The sequence below is a fragment of the Candidatus Zixiibacteriota bacterium genome (genome assembly GCA_036480375.1).
In the GTDB taxonomy this organism is placed as follows: domain Bacteria; phylum Zixibacteria; class MSB-5A5; order GN15; family JAAZOE01; genus JAZGGI01.
In genome coordinates this window covers 165,371-185,350 of the sequence record JAZGGI010000028.1, presented here as the reverse complement: position 1 = coordinate 185,350, position 19,980 = coordinate 165,371, and the positions used below count along the sequence as shown (strand labels likewise).

Genomic DNA, 19,980 nt, shown 5'->3' with positions numbered 1-19,980 from the left:
TCTGACACTTCCCCCGGTTTAGTGGACATTCAGTTAAGTTAGGGTAGCCGCCCTTTCGAAATCAACCGGGCTTTTATAGCCCAGGCTCGAATGGCGGCGTTGACGGTTATAAAACATCTCAATATAATCAAATATTTTCAATCTGGCATCCTCTCTATTGATAAATTATTCATGATAGATCAGTTCCGTCTTCAAAGTCCCAAAGAATGAATCCCTCGGGGCATTGTCCCAACAATCGCCCCGGCGACTCATACTGCGGGTTATGCGATTCTCTTTCAGCAATTTCTGATAGTTGTCCGAGGCGTACTGACGGCCTCGATCGCTGTCAGGTGATGTCCGAAACCCAGACCGTATTGGGAGTTGTAACTTCAAAACGACGGTTTAGAAGATTCGGGATTGACGGATAACTATGCTTAGAATTAGTCGTGGCACGAAACTTCCCCATCCTCTTGGCCCGTATCCCGTTCTCTCGCATCAATCGAGCAACTCGAATCTCACCACAGGCGAGACCCGACTCATTTAATTTTACCCTCATGCGAGGCGATCCATAGGTCGCTCGACTCTGTTTATGAACGATCCGAATATGAGTCAACAAAACACGATTATCTATCGACCGCCTACTCTCACAGCAACCTCGCCAATCATAATAACCGCTCCTCAATACTCGCATAGCCCGGCACATCTTCGTTACTCTCGATTCAGAGCGGCGATCCTCTATAAATTGATACTTCATCGAGGCTTCTTCGAGAAAATGGCCAAGGCTTTTTTTAAGATATCGCGCTCTTCTTTGACATCGGTAAGCTCACGTTACAATCGACGAAGTTCCGCATCGGATGCTCTCAACTTACCAAGACCCGGAAATGCTTCTTCAGAATCTTCAGCCAATTGTTTCTTCCAAAGATAAATCAGATTGACGTGAATGCCAGGATGACAGGCGACTTCGGTCGCTGTGCGGCCATCTTCAACAATTAAACCAACTGCTTCAACTTTGAAAACCCGATCATAGTGGCCACGATTCCCATTCTCCGACATCTGAACACCTCCTGAAAGAATCATAACACTATCCTTTCTCCGTGGCCACTAAACCCGGGGGAGGGTCAATCGAGCGCTATCATCGGTCGATGAAAAACATCCTGCTGTTGGACAACTATTATCCACCGGATGATCTGAAAGCCCAGATTGAATCCTTTGTAGAATATTACAATTATTAGCGATATCACGAATCGCTGGATAATGTGACCCCGGCCGATGTCTATACTGGCCAGGCGGTGCGAATACTGAAGGAAAGGGATCGAATTAAAAAACGAACCATGAAACAGAGGAAACTTTTCGGTTCAGGTTTTGCCCGTTGACAATTAAAGAAGATTTAAGTAAATTTGGCATAATGAAAGATGTGAATCGTGGTTTCTAAACACCTATATGGGAAATCTCGGTAAAGATAAGATCGCCTCTCATCCGGCTTTGGTTCTTATTCTGGGGACTGTCCTCTATCTCTGTCTCGGCTTTGCACAACCCGGAATGAATTTTGATTCCGCTACATACTCAGTCATTGCTCGCAATATGGTTGATGAAGGACGTTGGTTCAATCCCACATACACCGATTTCTACCTCAACGACTTTGTAACCCATCCACCTCTTGTAATGTGGGCCAATGCAGTAGTATTTTCCGCGTTAGGCGCCAACGATAGTACAGCCCGACTTTTCGGTGCCCTGTGCACACTCGGCGCGATCATCGCAGCTTTTTCTCTGGGAAAGGAAATAGGCGGTAAATCATACGGATTTCTATCGGGATTGGTGTTGCTGTTGACCTACAACTTCATCCAAAACGGAAACTCCGGCCTGCTCGACGTTCCGTTGAGTTTTTTCATGCTCGTGGTCCTGTGGGGTATCGCCCGGATGCAGAACTCAAATCTGCGGTGGAAACCACACATCATCGCCGGTGTGGCCCTCGGTTGTGCTTTCCTCTCAAAGGGAGTGGTTTCAGCTCCTGTTTGGGCCACCTTAGTGGCCATTGCGCTCTTTATAAGGAGGGATTGGCTAAGATCATATCGATTCTGGTGCATTCCCGGAATAGCTATCCTTCTCGTCTCTGTCTACCTCGTTATGGATCAGATCTACGCTGGCGGCGTGTTTCTCCGAAGCTACTTCTTTCACCAGATCTGGAATCACTGGATCCGAAGTGATGGGCAAACCGGTTCTGGCTGGTGGTTTTTCACATATCGCTTTGCCCAGTTGTATCTGCCGTTTATCGTGTTGCTTCCAGTCGGTATGTACATGATGGTGCGAAAGAAAGTCATACTTCTGTTTCCGGCAGCCATAACCCTCATTGTGTTTTTCCTGTTCTCATCCGCTGCGACCGTGCTGTACCATCATTACTTCTGTCCTGCTTATGCCCTATCGGCCCCTGTGATTGCACTCCCTCTGTATTATTTACTTAAGAAAAACCACGTGCAGTGGCTGACCGTAGGATTTGCGATAGTATGGCTCTCGCTCGGTGTGGGAGTAACTGCTGCCGGTGTACGGATTCACACGGTTCGCGCGCCCGAAATCTACAATGCCCGTGAGTCGCTTCAATCGTTGCTCCGGGATCACCCTACTCGCTACGGCATATTTGTTCACCCCGGCAATCCTCGTTGGAATTATGTTGCCAATACAGCCTGGTATTGGCGGTCAGATATCAAGCAGTTGAGTAGCATAGAGGAAGCCGCATTGCTTCTACGTTCCGACATGCGTTTTGCATATCTATTTGTCGAATCAATGAACAGACTCACAGGTGAAGAAGCAAAAGGACTCCACCTCAGTTCATTCCTCGAGGCGGACGGAATCGTTGTATATATATCTGTTGGCGGTGTGTCGGGAAAAAGAGCCGAGTACTATAACACCCAGCTGCGCTGCAATTTTCCCTGAATCATTGCTCATCTGTGATGTGCTAAACCTCGTTTGACAGAGATTTTTGATTATCTATTTTTTCTTTCAGCACCTTATATGGGGATTTTCCTTTTAATGCACAATGTGGTCTATTGAAGTTATAGTAATCTTCCCATTGTTTCAATTTTTCATTAAGATCAACATCACCAGTATATTCTAAAAGCTGATAAAATTCGACTTCATCGGTTCCGTGAGATCGTTCAACTTTTCCATTAAGCCGAGGCGTTCGTGGTTTAATATAAACATGCCGAATCCATAAATCCGCCAAGTGCCAGTGGAATTTTGCATGAAATTCATGGCCGTTGTCAGTACGAACAGTATGAATTCGGAAGGGAAATTTGTCAATCACATAATTAACAAATTTTATAGCATTTTTCTGTATGTGTCGGCTATATATCTTTAAGGCTCTTATACGAGTGGCATCATCAATGGCTGTATATTGAAAACGGCGAATCTTTTTGCCTTCTCTGTCTTCAAATTTAGGAAACTTCACACCGACTTGGAGTGATGACCGGAAACCTGTTTTTCGTAGCGATGGGTCTGAACTGTCCGAGGTTTAATGTTCCTGGGCAAGCGATTTAATCCATTTCGCTGTAATACTCCTCGAACACCGCCGGGGGAAACCTTGATCCCATGATAACGATCCAGAAACCAAGATATGCAAAGCCGACCCAAATGATATTTCCTGCGAAGATAAATAATTTTTTTCTCAATTTCAGAGGCAAATCGTAATTTCGGATTCTGAGGACATGGCTTACTATTTATTAAGCTCTCTTCACCGTACTTCTCGCAATACCTTCTCCACTGGTAAAAAATCTCATGAGATATACCAAAATAACGGCAAGTTTTTGAAACATTTCCTGTTTCCTTAGCATGATTTAGTATCCGAAGCTTCCGGCCAATATCTCGTTGTGCTTTTGTTACCTAATACGACCTCCATATTTTTACTCTGAATCTAATTCCAAATAGAAGCGCATTTTGAAGCAAATAGCGGGCGAACCGTTTGCAGTAGGCTACTCTAAAGTGTCAGATCAAATCATCTATGAGGTACGCGAGGAATTAGAACTTTTTTGTGGTCTTGAACTCCCCGCGTCCCTAATGTTTGGCAGCGGTACGGGGAAATGTAACATTATTACACTTTTCGATTCCAATAAATATTTACCGCCCGCCAACAGCCAGAAGGCTTCGGGAATCAGCTTAATCCATTGCAAATTGGTTGGCCACATATATACACCCTGAGAATATTCCGAGCAAATAGTGATTTCAGTGATTTTCCCATTTTGCCTTAATCTGGACACAAATTAGACCCTCGTATGGCCAATACGACGCACACCGAGACGGCTTTTCCGCCGTCAGTGAAATATCAAGAAATAGGTTGACAATGTTACATAAAAGGGATATAATCAATTGCAGGAATATTATTTTATATTTTTAGGGTTCTTCCTAAGTACAGCATAAATCATCCAGGTGTCCTGCAGATAGAGGATATTTTCACGGACTGATAGCAAGGTTCTCAGAAATCAACAATTTAATCTCTAATTCCCTACAGGGGGTAATCATGCGAAAAATTAACATTTTGCTAATCCTGCTGGCTATTCTGGTCATGGCGTCGTTCATCACGGCTGAGGTGCCGCAGCTCATCAACTTCCAGGGCTTCTTGGCGGCCGCCAACGGCGAACCGGTGATTGACCCGGTCAACGTGGTGTTTACCATTTGGACTCTCCCGACGCCAGACGCCGATGAGTGCTGGGCTCAAGAGCGGATTATCGACCCGGACGACAACGGGGGATTCAACGTCATCCTGGGTATATTGAATCCCATATCGGATGCTGAGTTTGACGGGCCTGATCGTTGGCTTGGCATTCGCGTCCTCCCCGACCCCGATGAACTAATACCCCGAACGCGACTGACCTCTGCCCCCTATGCGCACCGGGTCGCCACTGTTGATGGCGCCGCAGGCGGCATCATATCCAGCGACGTATCAATTCAAGGCGACCTTACTGTAACCGGTGTATCCGGCAAGGCCACCATTGGCCCGGGCCATACTAATACGGGCGGTTTTGCCTTCGTCGCCGGTAACCGCAACATCGTGACCGGCAATTGGTCGACAATTGCTGGCGGATCACACAATACCGTAGAGGGCGACCATTCCGCCATCGGCGGAGGCAGAAGAAATCTTGTCGCTGGCAATGGTGGCTCCATCGCGGGGGGCGAGTGGAATACCGTAACCCTTGACCAAGGGTTTGTCGGCGGCGGATCTGAAAACACCGCCAGCGGCCCTGCCAGTACTGTTGGCGGCGGCGCCGGAAACGACGCCGTGGGTGAAAGCTCTGTTATCAGCGGTGGTGGAGGGGAATTCGAGAATGGAAACACGGCAGAGGGCGACTATTCTGCCATCGGTGGGGGCAGAAGAAATCTTGTCGCTGGCAATGGTGGCTCCATCGCGGGGGGGGAGGGGAATACTGTAATCCTTGACCACGGATTTGTCGGCGGCGGATCTGAAAACACCGCCAGCGGCCCTGCCAGCACTGTCGGTGGCGGCGGTCACAATATTGCCAGTAATGATTCGTGTACAGTCGCCGGCGGGGGGTGGAACACAGCCAACGGCTTTGCGAGTACCGTCGGCGGCGGGGGTAACAACACCGCCAGCGGCACGGGCAGCACAGTCCCCGGGGGGGAGAACAATACTGCAGCTGGATCGTATTCTTTTGCCGCAGGCCAAAACGCCCGAGCGATTCATAATGGAACCTTCGTATGGTCAGACATGGACCCGCTTGGTTTCGCTTCGACCGGTGACTTCCAGTTCCTGATACAGGCTTCGGGAGGTGTAGGTATCGGCACCGCAATTACCCCGGAACAGCTTACTGTTCAAGGGAATATCCTGCAAACTAATGCCGACGGAGACAATCTTTGTCTGATATCTCCTACGCAGGATGGAGGAGGCAGTATTCAAACGTTTGATCCGGCGACCGGTAGAATGATTTGCGGAATTGCAGACGGGGAAGCGGGCGGCGGCGCAATGGCGACGTTCGGCCCGAACGGCAATCTTAATATACTGTTGAGCGACCTTCGGGATAACCCTGACCATGGTTTTATATCTGTAGGAGGTGCCGATGGGTTTCCTCGGGCAAACATGTTTGTGGATGATATTGGCAACGGGGAAATAAGTATAATAAATGACCTCGGAGAACCTCTGGCACGCCTGTTTGTGAATGGTGACGGCTTTGGTGAGATCGAAGCCCAAGTCAAGGGTTTCCGTGTGGCGAATCCCGACCAGCCAGGAACTGATATCAGGTATGCTTGCCCCGAAGGCCCGGAGGCAGCCGCCTATGTGCGAGGAACCGGGCATCTGGAAAATGGAATAGCGAAAGTCACTCTTCCTGAACATTTCGGGGCTGTTGCGGTGTCTGAGGGAATCACGATTCAGCTTACGCCCCTTTCTGCTGAATCCAGAGGACTGGCAGTGGTGGAAAAAAGCCCTGATCGATTTGTTGTCCGCGAACTCAGTAACGGAGAGGGTACTTACGATTTTGACTTTATTGTCATGGCTGTCAGGAAAGGCCATGAGGATTATCAGGTGATAAGACCGGCCATGGCATATCAGCCAGCTGTGTCGAAAGGTCAGCCTGGTGAGGCACCACTGGGCTCTCTGGAGGGAGCGAAATGAAGAGGCAATTTTATATAAATATCGTAACGGTGGCGGCCTTTGTGTTTCCGGTGGCGGTCGCAGATTCCGTGGCCGGAGATAAATCTAAGGAGCCTATAAGAGTTAAAGTAACCACTGTCAAAAAGATCAAGGATACGGCGCAGCCGACTACTCAGGACAAGATTCAGCCATCGACTCCTCTGCTATCTCCGACAGAACCAGAGTCCGGCGAGCAGATCAAATGGCAGGTGATTTCATCAGGCAGTGGAAAAAGCACGTCTACAACCTACACCCTCATCGGCACCGCCGGGCAGACCGCCGTCGGCTTTGGCTCATCGACCAGCTATGACCTCAACCACGGTTTTTGGAAGGAGTCTGGAGAATCTCCGGCTCCCTATATATGTGGTGATGCCAATGGCGATGACTATGTCAACGTTGGCGACGCAGTATTCATTATAAATCATGTTTTCAAAGGTGGTCCCGCACCCGATCCGGTATGTAGCGGCGATGCAAATGATGACGACGGAGTAAATGTCGGCGACGCTGTCTATTTGATAAACCACGTTTTTAAAGGCGGCGATCCACCGAGGGAGCCGTGCTGTCCGTGATTACGGTAATCTGAGTTCATTTGATAAATCAAAAGGCCGGAATCTCTTCCAGCCTTTTGCCAAAAAAGCAGCGGTACGGGGAATCGAACCCCGGTTTGATGGCTGAGAACCACCCGTCCTAACCACTAGACGATACCGCCGTAAATTTTTTGCCCGGACTTTAAAGCCCGGGCGTGACCTTCCTTTGTGGAGTTCACACACCATTAACCACATCTAACCACATCGGAGGGTATTCAAATATACGGTCATTTTGGTTAATGTCAATAATCTTGTCTTAAAATCTAATGACAATATTTGGGATTGAGTTTAAAATTCGGATGACTAAGATGTTGCGGGACAATCGAATATTCGATTAAAACCGTCTCGTTTGAGAACCTTCTATCTCCAAATGACTTAAGCTGATAGAATTTTCCCAGGCGAGCCATAATTTTTCTTAAAAAAGTCCCCAAATACCCAAGAATGTGACAAATTCATGACAATATTGATCCCGAAAATCATAACTTTCTGCCATGAAACAGGTATTGCAGACTTTGAGGGCGATTTAATGCAGTTTATTGGAGTTGTCGGAGTTAGCATTTGCACCGAGGGATGTGGAGCCCAGAGCGTTAAGCTTATGGGGGAGTTGACAATAGACCCTAAAAACAGAGATGAAAAGCTGAATGACCTTAAAAAACTGGCCGGAATTGACGAACTGGTTTATTTGGCGACCTGTAATAGAGTTGAATTTGTTTTTACTACCTCAAATTTAGCCGGAGTCAATGAGGTTCGCAATAGAATACTTGATTTCTTTTCCCAGAGCAAAGGCAGCCAAAGTATTTCTCCCAATGATTTATACTGCAAATTTGGTCTCGAGGCGGTTCGCCATTTATTCTCCGTCGCCAGCGCAATTGATTCCTTAGTAATCGGTGAGTCTCAGATTTTGGGTCAGGTTAAAAATGCTTATTTCTATGCGTTGGAGAATAATTTGGCCGGAGATAGCCTGGGGCGGATATTTCAACAAGCGTTCCGGGTTGCCAGGAAAATTCGTACCGAAACCGAGATGGGCAAAAAATCGGTTTCGATGGTGTCGTTAGTTACTTCCCTTATAAAAGATATAGTTGAAAAAGAGGGCAATGTGCCCGTGGCTTTGGTAGGCGTCGGTGAAATGTCTCGCAAGCTGGCTGGCTTTTTAATCGATAATGAAGTCAGCGATTTGGTATTTGTTAATCGCACGGTTAACAACGCGCAATCGTTTGTAGAAAAGTACGGCGGGCGGGCAATCTCGCTTAATGACTTTTTGAATAGTCCGCCCGACGTACGAATTATCTGTACGGCTACTTCGAGCACCGATCCGATTTTTACCAGGACTTCCACGGAAAATCTCTTGACTCATAACAATGAATTACTTTTTGTAGATTTGGCGATTCCCTGTGATGTTGATATTGACCTGGAAAAATCTGTTGATAATCGGCCCAAAATTTATAATATTTCGACCTTAAAGACAATTTCGGAACAAAATCGGAAACAGCGGTTCCGTGATGTGGATAAGGCGCGTGCCATTATTTCTACCGAGGTGATTCGATATCATCAGAGTTTGATTGAAAATGAGTTGAAACCGGTTTTCAATTTATCGTATCAGCTAGCCAGAGAGTACGCCGAAAAAGGTCTGGAAAATCTATTCAATAAGAATTTGTCTCACCTTGAGGAGTCAGACCGGGATCGGATTACCCATCTGGTAAATAAATTGGTAAGTTATTCGACCTTTCTACCGGCCCGGACAATGGCCGATAGAATATCCTCGAGGAGTGATTCTGACACCGGCGCCGAATTAATGCCCGCTCAGCATGGACAATTTGTTCATGTTGAGACATTTCGTAAAGGAGCGTAGGTGCGGGAAATAAGGATTGGTACCCGGGGTTCTGATCTGGCCCTGTGGCAGGCCAATTTTATCAAGAGCCGATTGGAAAGCATTACCGAGCTTCCCGTAATCCTGAAAATTATTAAGACGCAGGGCGATAAGATCACCAATCTGTCTTTCAGTAAGATGGAAGGTAAGGGATTTTTTACCAAAGAGCTTGAGGATGCTCTGCTCAATAAAGACGTCGATCTGGCGGTACACTCTCTGAAGGATTTGCAGACGGTTATGCCGGAAGGGTTGGCTCTGACCGCGGTTGGGTTTCGTGAAGATAATCGCGAAGCGTTACTCATCAGAAAAGAATCGTTTTCTCCGGATAATCCGCTAAAAGTGAAATCGGGAGGAATAATCGGCAGTTCTTCGGTTCGGCGGTTGTGTCAAATCGCTCATATCCAGCCTGATTTGCAAATGAAGGATTTGCGCGGAAATATCCCGACCCGGGTGGGCAAACTACGCGAGGAACTTTATGACGCGATCATTATTGCCCACGCCGGAATTAAAAGACTCGAACTAAACCTGTCCGATTTGCATCTGGAACTTCTGGATGAGGAATTTTTTCTGCCGGCCCCGGCTCAGGGAATGCTTGGGCTCCAGACCCGCACCGGCGATAAGCCGGTTATCGATATTGTGTCGCAATTGAATGATACAACGGCTCGCATTCAGACCGATCTGGAACGGGGTTTAATGAAGCGAATGGAGGGAGGGTGTCAGCTTCCTTTGGGCGCTTTTTCCCGGATTGAAAGCAATAATTATCGGTTGTGCGCGGTTTATGGACTGGAAGAAAATCAAAAATGGGCAGGATTGAATCGAGCCGATGTATCGGGAAGCGATATAGCCGCAATGATTGAAGAAGCATATCGTTTATTAAAAGCCTAAAATGACCGTATTTTAGAGCGTATACAAATAAAGGATAATTGGGGCCGGAGGAAAATATGATTGATTTTTTATATAGGCCACGCCGATTAAGGCGAACTCACCTTATCAGAGATACTTTCGCCGAAACGAGATTGAATGTCGATGGAATGATTCAGCCTTATTTCGTATGCGACGGTAGGGGCATAAAACATGAGATCGAGTCGATGCCCGGAATATATCGCGAGTCTCTTGATTCTCTATTAAAGTCGATTGATGAAGATTATAAACTGGGTATCCGCCGGATAATGCTGTTTGGCGTTCCGGATTATAAAGACGCCGAGGCATCCTCGGCTTTGGGTGATGACTCGATAGCCACTCAGGCGGTTCGTTCATTAAAAGATAAATATGGGGATGACCTTTTTGTCGCCGCCGATGTATGTTTATGCGCCTACACCGATAGCGGGCATTGCGGTCTAATTACCAACGGTGAAATTGACAATGATAAAACTCTGCCTGTGCTGGGGCTGATGGCGTTATCATTGGCTAAAGCGGGATGTGATTGCCTGGGACCTTCGGATATGATGGATGGTCGGATTGGTTTTATTCGAGAGGCTCTGGAAGAAAATGGATTTTCTAATACGTTGATTATGGCATATACCGCTAAATACGCGTCATCGTACTATGGTCCGTTTCGGGACGCCTGCGATTCAGCTCCCGACAAGGGAGATCGTAAAGGTTATCAAATGGATTGGCGTAATCGCCGTGAAGCGATAGTTGAGCTTTCTCTGGATGTTGAAGAAGGGGCCGATATCGTCATGGTGAAGCCGGCTCTGGCGTATCTGGATATTATCTCAGATTTTCGAAATAATTGCGAACTCCCCGTAGCGGCCTATAATGTTTCGGGCGAGTATACAATGGTTAAGGTGATGGCCAGAGAAAATATAGTCGAGGAAAGTCAATTAGTTTTGGAAAATTTGACGGCAATTACCCGAGCCGGAGCTGATATAATTTTGACTTATCATTTACGTGATGCCTTAACAGGAGAATGGTTTGTCTGATTATCACAAATCTGAAGAGTTGTTCAGTCGCGCTATAAAAGTAACACCCGGCGGGGTCAATTCACCGGTTCGGGCATTTTCGGCGGTGGGAGGTAATCCTCCCTTTATAGAACGAGGCGAGGGCGCGTATCTATACGACTATGATGGAAACAAGTACATAGATTTTTGCTGTAGCTGGGGTCCGCTCATTTTGGGTCATGCCTGCCCCGAAGTCATAGAGGCAATTAAGAAAACGGCTGAGAAGGGCACCAGTTTTGGAGCGACGACTAAGTTGGAAGTTCAGCTGGCCGAGAAAATCGTTGGGAAAATCAACCCGATAGAAAGTATCAGGTTCGTTTCGTCGGGGACGGAAGCGGTTATGTCAGCGATTCGCCTGGCGCGCGGTTTTACCGGTCGGGACAAGATTATCAAATTTAACGGATGCTATCACGGTCACAGCGACTATCTACTGGTAAAAGCCGGTTCCGGGCTGGCGACGCTGGGTGAACCGTCTTCGGGAGGTGTACCGGCCGATTTCGCCAAGCATACGCTGATTGCAGACCTCGATGATGAAGAATCGGTTAAAGGATATTTTGATAAATACGGAAATGAAATCGCGTGCGTCGTGATTGAACCGATACCAGCCAATAATGGCTTGCTCTTACAGCGTCGTGAATTCCTGCGGTTTTTGCGCGATATAACCGAAAAAAATGGGTCACTCCTGATATTTGATGAAGTCATATCCGGTTTTCGTGTAGGTTGGGGCGGGGCCGCGGAGTTGTATGATATCGTTCCTGACCTGATGACGTTCGGCAAAGTCATTGGCGGCGGTATGCCGGTTGGAGCTTTCGGCGGCCGGAGTGAAATAATGTATAAACTGGCGCCTTTAGGATCTGTTTATCAGGCCGGAACGCTATCGGGAAATCCGGTAGCGATGGCCGCGGGATTGGAAACTCTTAATATCCTTGAGAATCGGGACGGTTATACAAAACTTGAAAATCTCGGTTCACATTTTAAAAAGGCCTTAAAGCAGAATCTGGACGGTATCGTTTGTTCCATTATTCGCCAGGGATCGATTATCTGGATATGGTTCCAGTCCGAAGTTCCTCGTCGCGCTGATGCGATTGATTCAGGCGCGATCGAGAAATATAATTTGGTGCATCGGAAAATCCTGGATAGCGGAGTTTATTTGCCTCCCTCAGGCTATGAAGTAATGTTCGTATCGCTGGCGCATACTGCCGATATGCTTGATGAAGCGGCAAAGAAAATAGGTCAGGCGGTCAAAGCATAATTGATATTATACGGAGTATTCATTGTCGAATTATAAATTTATCCAAGCCGCATTTGGTCAACCTCATGAGAGCGTGCCTATCTGGGTAATGCGCCAGGCCGGTCGATATCTTCCTGAGTTCCGCGCCGTTAGGGAGCAGATTTCATTTATGGATTTGTGCCGTTCTCCCGAGCACATGACCGAAGTAACTTTGCAGCCGATTGATATTTTCGGATTCGATGCCGCAATACTATTTTCCGATATCTTGATTCCCTTGGAGCCGCTGGGGGTGAATGTCTCATTTGATAAGGGGGGCCCCCAGGTATCGCCTACCGTACGCTCACCGCAAGATGTTAAGGATCTCAAAAATTATAACCCCCTCGATGAACTGGTTTATCCTTTACAGGGGATAAAGGAGATAAAAAAACGTCTCGATGGTCGCGCCCCGCTTATCGGTTTTTGCGGTGCCCCTTTTACTTTAGCTTGCTACTTAATTGAAGGTAGCGGAACACTGAATTTTACAGAAACCAAGAAATTTGTCTATAATTATCCAACGGAAGCGACAGCTTTATTGAGTCACCTGGCTGAAGTAACCGGAAAATATCTGAAGGCGCAAATTGAAGCCGGAGCTGACGCGGTGCAACTATTTGATTCCTGGGGGCTGGCCTTACCTCCCGAGGCTTACAGAAAATACTCTCTGCCATTTATAAAAACCGTATTTGAAATTTGTAAAACCGAAGGTATCCCTCGCATACTTTATTTGAATAATACTTCCCCTTATCTGGAAATTATTGCCGAGCTTGAATGCGAGGTGATCGGGGTTGACTGGAGGACCGATATAAAAACAGCGGCGACAATACTCGATGGAAAGGCTCTCCAGGGCAATCTCGATCCGCATATTCTATTTGGGCCCGGTGAATTAGTGTGCCGCGAAGCTACTCGTATTCTTGAGGCGACGGCAAATATGGATGGATTTATTTTTAATCTGGGACACGGCATATTGCCGGAAACTCCGGTTGAAAATGTTCGTCTTTTAGTCGATACGGTTCACGCCTTTAATTGCAATAACAAATAAGATTTACTAACCCAAAAATTGAATACTCACTATTATTCGCGTATATTAATTTATGGAATATCTGATGCGGGTTTTGCGTTTGTGTGTACAATCGATTATACTTCGTGCGAATAAGGAGGATTATCAATGTCAGAAATAAATAACAAATGGCGGATTCCGGTTGAGAAACTTCGTTTCCGTTTTGATGAGAAGAAGGTTGAGCATACGCCTTTGGATGAGATTGAACCGTGCTGCGGGATAATAGGGCAGGATCGAGCGATTTCCGCTGTTGAACTGGGGCTTGAGATAAAATCAAAAGGATACAATATTTTCGTAACCGGCTTGCCCGGTACCGGACGGACTACCGCCGTAAAGCTTCTTCTGGATGAAATTGAAAAAGACGAAACGGTTGAACTTAAGGATATTTGCTATGTGAACAATTTCAAAATGCCCGACTCTCCGCGGGTGTTGTACTTTGCCGCCGGTGAAGGGCGCAAATTCAAAAAGGCCGTTTCGTATCTGATAGATTCCCTGGTAACGATTATTCCCAAAATATTTTCGGGCGAGAATTATCGACAGCGACGCGAGCGAATTATCACCGAGTTTGAGACGCGTCAAAAGGAGTTGTTTAAGGATTTTGAAAAAGACCTTAAGGAAAAAGGATTTGTTCTGGTACAGCTTCAATTTGGCCAAACGGTACGGCCGGACCTTCATCCGTTTATCAATAATGAACCGGTGTCTTTGAATGAATTGGAGAAATTAACCGATGAGGGGAAATTCCCTGAAATCAATTTAAAGGAATTGAAAGCGGAATATGAAAAATTATCGAAGCAGTTTGAAGTAATTTCCGGCCAAAGTAAAAAGATTTCATCCGATTTGGAAGAGGAGTTAAATAAGCTTGATACGTCGTTGGTGGTTCCCCTGGTAAATGATAAAATAGAAACTCTAAAAAATCTTTATGATGATGAAAAAACACGCGAATACCTGTCAGACTTGAACGAAATCCTGATTGAGGAACTTGATTTGTTTCGGGGAACTGATGCGGAGAATGCTGAACAAGATGGCGCGACCAAAATCCGTTCGTTGTTTAATGCTTTTACCGTGAATCTATTAGTCGATAACAATGGTTTCAATAAACGCCCGATCATTATAGAAGAATTTCCAACTTACAAGAATCTTTTTGGTTCGATTGAGCGGGTGTATTCATCGGGTTCGGGATGGAGATCCGATTTTACTCGCATCAGGAGTGGCTCTATTCTTGAAGCCAACGGCGGTTATTTAGTTCTAAATGCGATTGACCTGTTTAATGATCCTCAATTATGGCCTATGCTGAAACGGACTCTGCGCTCCGGGCATCTCGTTATTTCAAATATTGATACGCCGTTTATGAGCGGCAGCGGTCTGAAACCGGAAAAAATCGATTTGGATGTCAAGGTGATTTTGATTGGCGAAAGCCGGGTGTATGATACATTGTTTCGAGCCGACGCCGATTTTAAGAAAGTCTTCAAAGTCAAAGCCGAGTTTGATAATGTTATGAAAAATGATGAGTCGGGGATTAATCAATATGCTCAATTTGTCAAAAAGATCGTTTATGAAGATGATTTGATGGATGTGAATCATTCGGGATTGGCAGCACTCCTGGAATTTGGCGTGAAACTATCCGGGCGTCACGACCGTTTATCGACTCGCTTTACCAATATCGCCGATGTCATTCGAGAATCATCATGGCTGGCGCGAAAAAACGGCAAAAGCAAAATTGATCGTGAAATCATAAAAGAAACCATTCTCATGCAGAAAAACCGAGTCAATCTTATCGAGACCAAGATGCATGAGATGTATCAGCGGGCGTTATATCTTATTGACGTGACCGGTTGGGAAATCGGTCAAATCAACGGTTTGTCGGTCTATGACCTGGGAGAGCATTCTTTCGGGCGGCCGACCCGAATCACCGCTTCTCTTTCACCGGGAGCGGACGGCATTATAAATATAGAGCGTGAAGCCTCGCTATCGGGTCGCTTGTATGATAAGGGTGTTTTGATTTTAACCGGTTTCATGCGCCATCGCTTCGGGAGTAAACGTCCTCTGGTATTTACGGCATCGCTTTGTTTTGAGCAGTCATATTCCGGAGTTGACGGTGACTCAGCTTCATCAACGGAAATTTACGCCCTGCTTTCGGCCTTGTCCGGCAAACCGATTAATCAATCATTGGCGGTAACCGGTTCGGTAAATCAAAAGGGGGAGATTCAGCCAATCGGAGGAGTCAATCAGAAGATTGAGGGTTATTTTGATACTTGTATGATTAACGGCCTTACCGGTGAGCAGGGAGTCATGATTCCCAAACAGAATGAACCCGAATTAATGCTGAAAGATGAAATTATCGAAGCAGTTGAGAAAAATAAATTTCATATCTACGCTGTCGAAAATATCGACGAAGGGATAGAGTTGTTGACCGGCATTCCCGCTGGCGAGATAAATGATGATGGCGATTATCCGGAAGATACCATCAATTATCTGGCTGACATAAAGCTTCGGGAGCTCGCCGATACCTGGCGCGATTATATAAAGTAGACAAAAGGCATAATGATGTATCGGGACGCTTTGCTTGCGTTCTTTATCATAATAAGTGAATAATTGATTCCTCGATTAAGTTTGATACAAACGATAGAGAATCTTCGTCGTTTAACATGACGTTTGAATTAGTATTCATCGAAATGTGCGCAAGATATGTCGGCCGGATAAAAAAATGATGTGATGATGTTTTTAGTATTGACTTGATAGGAAAAAGAATTACTTTTAATACAGTAAAGAGTTCACACACCATTAACCACACTCGCATTCCCATAATTGATGCGAGGAATTGATAGGAGGGTTTTTCCGTGCGAAAACCTACAAAAAAGAAAGCATCTCCCAGAAAGAAGACTACGACTAGAAAGGTCGCTCGAAAGCCAGCCCGTACAACCTGGAAGAAAGCGGCTCCGAAAAAAACTACTAGAAAAGTAGTCAAGAAAGCCAAACTCTGGACACCGGCTGAGATTCGCGAATTAAAAAAGCTGTACAAAAAGACTCCCAATCCTCAAATCGCGAAAGCTCTGAAGAGAACCCTGAGTTCCGTACGATCCAAAGCGGTTGCTCTTTCTTTGAAGAAAGCGGCTACACCTAAAAGGGCCGTGCCAAAGAAAAAAGCGACTGCTAAGAAAAAGACGGCTCGTAAAAGGATGACGGCAATGAAAAGAAAAGCCGCGCCCAAACGCAAAATCAAACGCCGCTAAAATTCAAATTGGATGAAACAAAAAAGCCCGCATTGTCGCGGGCTTTTTTTATAGCCTTTTAAGATTATTAAAAATCGGCTCCCAGCGAGAAGTAATGTTTGGTATGGGGCTCGACGGAATCAAAATCGGTTCGCCAGGCAAGATCGTAACGCAGTAAAATAAAGCCAAGATTGGCGCGGGCTCCAAACCCAAACCCGCTTTTTATGCCGATCAACTTGGTGCCGTTAGCGGCCTTAAAGGTAAAGGTGTCGTCGCCTTTGTTCCAGGCGGCGCCCATATCCAAAAATAACGCACCCTGTATCCGGGCAATTCCCAGGCTCAAAGGATAACGCATGACGAAATAGTCAATAAACGGGAAACGTATTTCCATGTTCACCACGCTATACCGGTCACCCACCAGATCGTAATAATCATAGCCTCGCAAAGGCGTTATCAGGTTGGAGAAATAGAGGTTCTCAACATCATAAACGCTATTGTCAACCGATACCGATCCGATATTGTTGACGTTTCCGCCCAGATAATAATTCTTGGGAAAGGCCCCGTTCGAAAAACCGCCCGAATATCGGAACGCGAATGTAAATGAACGGCTTAGCGGGAAATAGTGCCTATAATCAACCTCACTCGAATAATATTCCAATGATTCGGTACCAAAAACGGGAGTAGTTCCCTCCACACTAAATTTGAATCGTCGACCTTTGACAGGACCGGTGAGGCCCCACAAAACGTTATCATGCGTCCAGCTTAATGAAGCCGTGGATAAACGTATATTACTTTTTTCCTCAAAGGGATTATCATAATTGTGGCGGTCGACGAAAAACGTGGCTAAATTCAAGTCAAGGCGAGTAAAGCGCGACCGCGGCCACGAGACCAAACCCACAAAGCCGTAGAACCGGTCAGAAAATAATTCGTTACGGCCGTTGATATAGAAATTCTTGGTATGGAATAAACCGCCTCCGAAATTTATCCGGTGTCGTTTATAATTGTAAAAAGCCTGGATGTTCGATTGGTCAATAGTATTTATCAGATCCGTCGCGATAACAATTTCATGGTCGCCGAGATAATCGGAAAACAGGAAAACGGTCTGACCCCGGAAGCCAAAAAAAGTGTCATATTGCAATCCGCCCGAAATTATATCCGGGGTAAATTTAGTTTTATACGGTCGTATCCTAAACTCTCCATCCGGCAATTTATTGTTTAGCTCAACTTCCAGAAGACTATCGACCGGTTCTTCATCAAACAGTTCTTGTCCGTCTTCAGTCATTATTTTACCGGAAGGCGAAAAAACAGATTCGTCCGAGGGAGGAGCGTGATAAACATAGATATCTTCTTCTCCGGTTTCCTCGGTTTTATCGCGGACAATGGCTGAATCGGATGAGGGCCCTTCCGCGGGAGGAATTGCAGTATGGGAACTATCGGTAGCACTGTCCGTTTTATTCGGATCATCCTCTCCTGCGGCAGAGGCATTTAATAATTCACTTTCATCGGGATTAATCTGCGTAAATTCTGATAGTCCTTCGTCCGGTTTTATGGGATAATCCGGATCAACCGGGGATTCATCCGTTGCCGCCAATCCGATGTGACTTAATTCTACATGTTCACTTTCCGGTTTTTTGCGAGCCCATTCAACGGTGTTGTCGAACTTGCCTTTGGCAAAATCCGTTAAGGTCAGGATACCATTTTCACCTTTGGGCTCCATTCTTGACATCACATAAACATCGAAACCGCCCTTATAAAAAGTCGAGATAGCTAATTTGTCTCCTTTGTCATTCCAGCTCGGAGAGGCTAATCCGGTAATAGCATCGGTTACCGCCAATGAACGAGCAGAATCAACATAATGTACATAGATATTGTCAATGCCGTTGCGGCCGGATATAAATGCAATCTTTTTGCCGTCGGCCGAAATGACCGGTTCCCGATTATTTCCAGGGCCGACATTTATCGTGGTAATGTCTCCATTATCCAGATTTAAGGAATGAAGATTATAATAGCCAAAAATCATTTCCTCGTCAGATATCTCGACACCATTTTCAGGATGGGGTCGATCAGAGCTGAAAATAATTCTCTTGCTATCTGGATACCAGGCAATATCAATATCGTCGTAAAGATCATTGGTTAATTGCAATAACCGATCCTGCTCCAGATGATATAAATAGATATTGCGGCTGGCGTTATCCAGGGCCGTAAAGGCGACCATTTTCCCATCAGGTGACCAGGCAGGAGAAATTATTGATTTGAGTCCGAATTTCTTTGATAGAAATATGTCTTTGCCTCGGATCTTCAAAAAGTTTAGGGCGTCTTCGCCTTTGGATTTGGCGACGAAGACCAAATTTTCGCTGTTGGGTGAAAATGACATGCCTGATGTGTACCAGCGCAGCGATTCAAGAGCGGAGTTGCGCTCTCCCTTTACCAGCCGAGCGATTTCTTTTCCGTCGATGGGTGAGATTAAATAAATCTCAGAATATCCGTTACGGTTAGTGAATATAGCCAGGAGACGGCCGTCCGGTGAAAATACCGGTTTTTCATTGTAAAAGGAGCCATCTTTCCCTTGATGAGTTAATTGTTTGGCAAAATCTCTGGGTTCCTCGCGAGATGCGATATCGGGCCAGTATCTCTTTTTCATTTCCTTATTGAATTTTTCAAATAGCTCCTTGGAATCCAATCCCAGAGATGATTTCAGGGCTTTATCGATTGAGATTAGCGCTTTTCCTTTTTTGAATATTTCACCGGTTTTTTCAATACCGTAATTGTCAACAATATACTTGACGAAAGCAAACCCCTCGGTGTAGGCGAGTCCTCCCATATATCCCAGAGGTTGTAAATATCCGTGAACGGTGGCGTCGCGGACCATCATATCCGCCTCAGCCGTCCAGCCGCCGTTGGAAGTATATTCAGCGTATCCTTCGGCCAGCCACAAGGGGATTACAAAAAGACGGGAAGAACTGATTAGAGATTTGAAAAACTGCCCGTAAATCATATCATAAGCGACCGCGTGCGATAATTCATGGTGAAGTAAATGCCTTAATTCGGCATATGAGCCCATGAAATGTACAACCATGCGGTTTTTGAAGACTTCAGTAAAACCTTGAATACCCTCGGAGATATCCTGGCCGATTATATTTGTTTGTTGAAAGTCATTATGCGAACTATAAATGAATACCGGTATCCGACGGGCAACAAAATACTTGAGCTGTTCTGAAATTATTAAATAAGATTTTTCCAATTCTTCGGCGGCAAACCTGGCGAGGTCATATTCACCGTCATAAAAATAAATATCAAAATGTTCCGACTGAATATAATTCCAGTCGAAATTTCGATACTGTACTTTGTTCTTGCCAAAGTATGTGTCCTGTGCCCCAGCTATAGAAAAGCCGCAAATAAGCAGCACTGCAGTAATTACCGCGATATATCTCATTTTGATC

The 19,980-nt window shown here is 45.8% G+C and carries 11 protein-coding genes, 1 tRNA gene and 3 pseudogenes; 11 read left to right on the top strand and 4 right to left on the bottom strand.

Going from position 1 to position 19,980, the window contains the following annotated elements; translation table 11 throughout:
• Positions 1 to 33 precede the first annotated feature (33 nt).
• Positions 34 to 1,032, bottom strand: a pseudogene (locus tag V3V99_09140) (IS3 family transposase).
• A gap of 68 nt (positions 1,033 to 1,100) precedes the next feature.
• On the opposite strand from V3V99_09140, the pseudogene V3V99_09135 reads away from it, so the two are divergent.
• Together V3V99_09135 and V3V99_09130 are read left to right on the top strand one after the other, a co-directional pair.
• A pseudogene (locus V3V99_09135) lies at positions 1,101 to 1,352 on the top strand (integrase core domain-containing protein).
• 67 nt (positions 1,353 to 1,419) lie between these two features.
• Positions 1,420 to 2,907 (top strand): glycosyltransferase family 39 protein, encoded by a 1,488-nt coding sequence (locus tag V3V99_09130; GenBank protein MEE9442815.1) that lies wholly within the window; start codon positions 1,420 to 1,422, stop codon positions 2,905 to 2,907.
• 22 nt (positions 2,908 to 2,929) lie between these two features.
• Here the strand turns inward: V3V99_09130 and V3V99_09125 are convergent.
• A pseudogene (locus V3V99_09125) lies at positions 2,930 to 3,831 on the bottom strand (IS481 family transposase).
• A gap of 673 nt (positions 3,832 to 4,504) precedes the next feature.
• On the opposite strand from V3V99_09125, the gene V3V99_09120 reads away from it, so the two are divergent.
• Both V3V99_09120 and V3V99_09115 read left to right on the top strand, forming a co-directional pair.
• The gene (locus tag V3V99_09120; GenBank protein ID MEE9442814.1) at positions 4,505 to 6,595 is read left to right on the top strand and encodes a hypothetical protein; all 2,091 of its coding nucleotides are present in this window, start codon (positions 4,505 to 4,507) and stop codon (positions 6,593 to 6,595) included.
• Positions 6,592 to 7,182 (top strand): dockerin type I repeat-containing protein, encoded by a 591-nt coding sequence (locus V3V99_09115; GenBank protein MEE9442813.1) that lies wholly within the window; start codon positions 6,592 to 6,594, stop codon positions 7,180 to 7,182. Before V3V99_09120 ends, V3V99_09115 begins: the two co-directional genes overlap by 4 nt.
• 68 nt (positions 7,183 to 7,250) lie before the next feature.
• Here the strand turns inward: V3V99_09115 and V3V99_09110 are convergent.
• Positions 7,251 to 7,322, bottom strand: a tRNA-Glu gene (locus tag V3V99_09110).
• 404 nt (positions 7,323 to 7,726) lie between these two features.
• Between V3V99_09110 and hemA the strand changes: the two genes are divergently transcribed.
• The 7 genes from hemA to V3V99_09075 all read left to right on the top strand — a co-directional run bounded on the left by hemA (position 7,727) and on the right by V3V99_09075 (position 16,561).
• Positions 7,727 to 9,049: a glutamyl-tRNA reductase gene (gene hemA / locus V3V99_09105; protein ID MEE9442812.1), complete on the top strand. Its 1,323-nt coding sequence runs from the start codon at positions 7,727 to 7,729 to the stop codon at positions 9,047 to 9,049.
• Positions 9,050 to 9,952, top strand: a complete 903-nt coding sequence (hemC, locus tag V3V99_09100) for a hydroxymethylbilane synthase (protein ID MEE9442811.1) — start codon at positions 9,050 to 9,052, stop codon at positions 9,950 to 9,952.
• 59 nt (positions 9,953 to 10,011) lie between these two features.
• Complete coding sequence (gene hemB / locus V3V99_09095; protein ID MEE9442810.1) at positions 10,012 to 10,989, top strand: porphobilinogen synthase; 978 nt, start codon at positions 10,012 to 10,014, stop codon at positions 10,987 to 10,989.
• Complete coding sequence (gene hemL, locus V3V99_09090) at positions 10,982 to 12,259, top strand: glutamate-1-semialdehyde 2,1-aminomutase (protein MEE9442809.1); 1,278 nt, start codon at positions 10,982 to 10,984, stop codon at positions 12,257 to 12,259. Before hemB ends, hemL begins: the two co-directional genes overlap by 8 nt.
• Before the next feature lie 22 nt (positions 12,260 to 12,281).
• Entirely contained in the window at positions 12,282 to 13,313 is a 1,032-nt protein-coding gene (gene hemE / locus V3V99_09085; GenBank protein ID MEE9442808.1) for a uroporphyrinogen decarboxylase, read from the top strand.
• A 126-nt stretch (positions 13,314 to 13,439) separates the two neighbouring features.
• Positions 13,440 to 15,860, top strand: coding sequence for an AAA family ATPase (locus V3V99_09080; protein ID MEE9442807.1), 2,421 nt, complete (start codon positions 13,440 to 13,442; stop codon positions 15,858 to 15,860).
• A gap of 308 nt (positions 15,861 to 16,168) precedes the next feature.
• Positions 16,169 to 16,561 carry a histidine biosynthesis protein HisIE gene (locus V3V99_09075; protein ID MEE9442806.1) on the top strand — a complete coding sequence of 131 codons (393 nt, stop codon included), beginning with the start codon at positions 16,169 to 16,171 and terminating at the stop codon, positions 16,559 to 16,561.
• A 67-nt stretch (positions 16,562 to 16,628) separates the two neighbouring features.
• Here V3V99_09075 and V3V99_09070 read toward each other — a convergent pair whose 3' ends face one another.
• Positions 16,629 to 19,973 carry a hypothetical protein gene (locus V3V99_09070; GenBank protein ID MEE9442805.1) on the bottom strand — a complete coding sequence of 1,115 codons (3,345 nt, stop codon included), beginning with the start codon at positions 19,971 to 19,973 and terminating at the stop codon, positions 16,629 to 16,631.
• Positions 19,974 to 19,980: the final 7 nt, after the last annotated feature.

What these genes read in the sequence shown, in the direction of transcription:
- V3V99_09070 (MEE9442805.1), bottom strand. Translation starts at nt 19,973, where the DNA reads ATGAGATATATCGCGGTAATTACTGCAGTGCTGCTTATTTGCGGCTTT.
- V3V99_09080 (MEE9442807.1), top strand. Translation starts at nt 13,440, where the DNA reads ATGTCAGAAATAAATAACAAATGGCGGATTCCGGTTGAGAAACTTCGT.
- hemA (MEE9442812.1), top strand. Translation starts at nt 7,727, where the DNA reads ATGCAGTTTATTGGAGTTGTCGGAGTTAGCATTTGCACCGAGGGATGT.
- V3V99_09130 (MEE9442815.1), top strand. Translation starts at nt 1,420, where the DNA reads ATGGGAAATCTCGGTAAAGATAAGATCGCCTCTCATCCGGCTTTGGTT.
- V3V99_09115 (MEE9442813.1), top strand. Translation starts at nt 6,592, where the DNA reads ATGAAGAGGCAATTTTATATAAATATCGTAACGGTGGCGGCCTTTGTG.